Here is a 2310-nt window from a genome sequence, read left to right as displayed (position 1 = left end):
CGGCGCCGCGCCGCCCGCGCTGTCGGCCCGCGGCCCGGCCGCCGGCCGGACGGGGAACAGCCGGACGACGACGAACGCCGCCAGCAGCGACAGGCCGACCGTGGCCGCCAGGAAGATACCGAACTGCCGGATGAGCGACAGACCGGACGCCGCCAGCGCGAGGTAGCCGGCGGACGCGGCCAGCGCCGCCACCGCCACCGACCGGCGCAGGTGTGGCGACCGGCGCGCGTACCCCTGGCCGAGCAGCACGCTGAACTCGCACGCGGTGGCGGTGGCCAGCGAGCCCAGGGAGACGGTCAACGGGGTGAGCGCGACGCCGCACACCCACGCCCCGGCCAGTCCCCACCCGGTGGCCAGCACCGCGGCCAGCACGGCACGCGCCGCGTCGGAACGTCGCGGCAGGCCTACCAGCAGCACCAGCCCCGCCGCAACGATCCCGATCAGGCTTGCCGGGTAGCGGTCGCCGGACACCAGCTCGTACCCGCGCGCGGCCACCACCGGCAGCCCGACCAGCTCGGCGGTCAGCCCCTCCGGCGGTCGGGGCAGCGCGGCCCGCACGTTCCGCAGCAGGTCCTGCTGGCGCGCGACGTCCTGCAGCTCGACACCGAAGCTGATCACCGCCTGGCGGCCGTCGTTGCGCACGACCGCGGTGGCGAGGTAGCGCGGGAGCTGCCCGAGCCCGGCCGTGATCTGGTCGGGTGTCGGCGAGTCGCCCAGGAAGGCGAGCAGGCCGGGCAGGCTCACGATGGGGTGCAGGTCGCCCCCGAACCGGCGGATGGTGGTGTCCTCGACCTGCCGCATCCAGGCCAGCGCCTGCGGTGTGATCACGTTCGTGCCGCTGACCAGGATCTGGACCTCGCCGGCCGATCCGAGCACCTCCTCGGCGTGCTGCGCGTCGGCCAGCGTGGACACGCCGTCGGCGAGCCGGTCCGGCCGGGCCTCGATGTCGAGGAACGCCAGCGCCGACCAGCCCGCCGCGGCGACGGCGACGAGCATGACCAGCACGGCGGCCCGGCGCGCCCGCGACATCGCCGGCAGCGGCCTGTCCGCACCCGCCTCCTGGCCCATCTCATGCTGGCTCACCGCATGCCCCACCGCGGCGGGCGCGGCCCAGCGCCGGGTGAGGAAGCCCAGCCCGACGGCGAGCAGGACGCCGGCCGCGAGCGCCCATCCGAGGTCCCGGACGAACGGCACCGGCGAGAGCCCCAGCGAGGCGAAGCCCGCGGCGCTGGCCAGTGCCGCCACGACCACCCGCCGCGGCTCGGCGCCCCGGATCAGGTAGGCGGGGAAGTCGCTGCCGATCCCGACCAGGATGGGCAGGAAGGCCACGACGCCGAGGGAGAGCGGGTGTCCCAGCCAGCCGAGGGCCGCGAGGGTGAGCGCTGTCGCGCCGAGCGTCGCGGTCAGCGGCAGCAGCCGGTGGCGGCGGCGCACCCAGGGCACCAGCAGGTAACAGGCGGCGATCAGCCCGAGGGCCAGCCCGCCGAGCAGCGGGATCTCGCGCCGCACCTGCCCGCCGAGATCGGCGGCGATCGCGGGCATGCCGGTGACGGTCAGCCTGCTCGTGCGCAGCCCGGCGCTGCCGGCGACCTGCCGCACGGCGGCCACCAGCCGCTCGGTTCCCGCCTGGTCCAGCCCCTCCCGGGGACGGACCAGGACGGCGGCGGCGTTCGGCGACGGCACCACGAACCGCCACTGCTGGCGGGGGGAGCCGTCCTGGTCGAACACCACGGCGTTGACGAAGGACGGGTTGCGCAGTGTGGGCAGGCCGGCGGGCAGGCCACGCACGAGCAGGCTGCCGTAGCGCAGGTCGTACTCGGCGACGGCCGCGTCCGCGGCCTGGGTGGCCTCGGCGTCGGAGCGGCCGGCGGCGCGCGCCTGCTCCTCGGCCTCGGCCCGCAGGGCGTCCCGTCTGCCGGAAATGGTCGCGAGCAGGTTCTGCGCCGCACCGGCGATCTGGTTCAGTATGGTCCCCGGGCCGTAGACCACGGCGACGTCGGGCAGCCGCGCCAGGCTGCCCTCCAGCGCCACCAGCTTGGGGATCTCCTCGGCGCCCAGCAGCTCACGCGCGCCCGCGGACTCCGCGAGGATGACGACCGGGTCGCCGCCGAAGGAACGCGCGGACTCCTCCAACGCGCGCTGTGCCGGGTCCCCGGCGGGCAGGAAGGACGCCGTCGTGGTGTCCGACTCGACGCGGGTGAGCCCCACCCCCGTCGCCAGCGCCACGAGCAGCACGACGGCGAGCCAGGCGCAGGCCCGCGCGGACGGGCGCCGGCGCGGCCGCGCCGGCAGCCACCGCGGCCCCCGGGC

The 2310-nt window shown here is 76.8% G+C and carries 1 protein-coding gene; it reads right to left on the bottom strand.

The window, feature by feature from the left end:
* Window positions 1-2310: RND transporter (locus NBW84_RS19835; protein WP_250286325.1), on the bottom strand; the 2310-nt coding region annotated here is incomplete at both ends.

This window comes from Protofrankia sp. CiP1_Cm_nod2 (assembly GCF_920664355.1).
Lineage (GTDB): Bacteria > Actinomycetota > Actinomycetes > Frankiales > Frankiaceae > Protofrankia.
The sequence above is the reverse complement of the archived record's forward strand: the minus strand, read 5'-3'. Positions and strand labels throughout refer to the sequence as shown.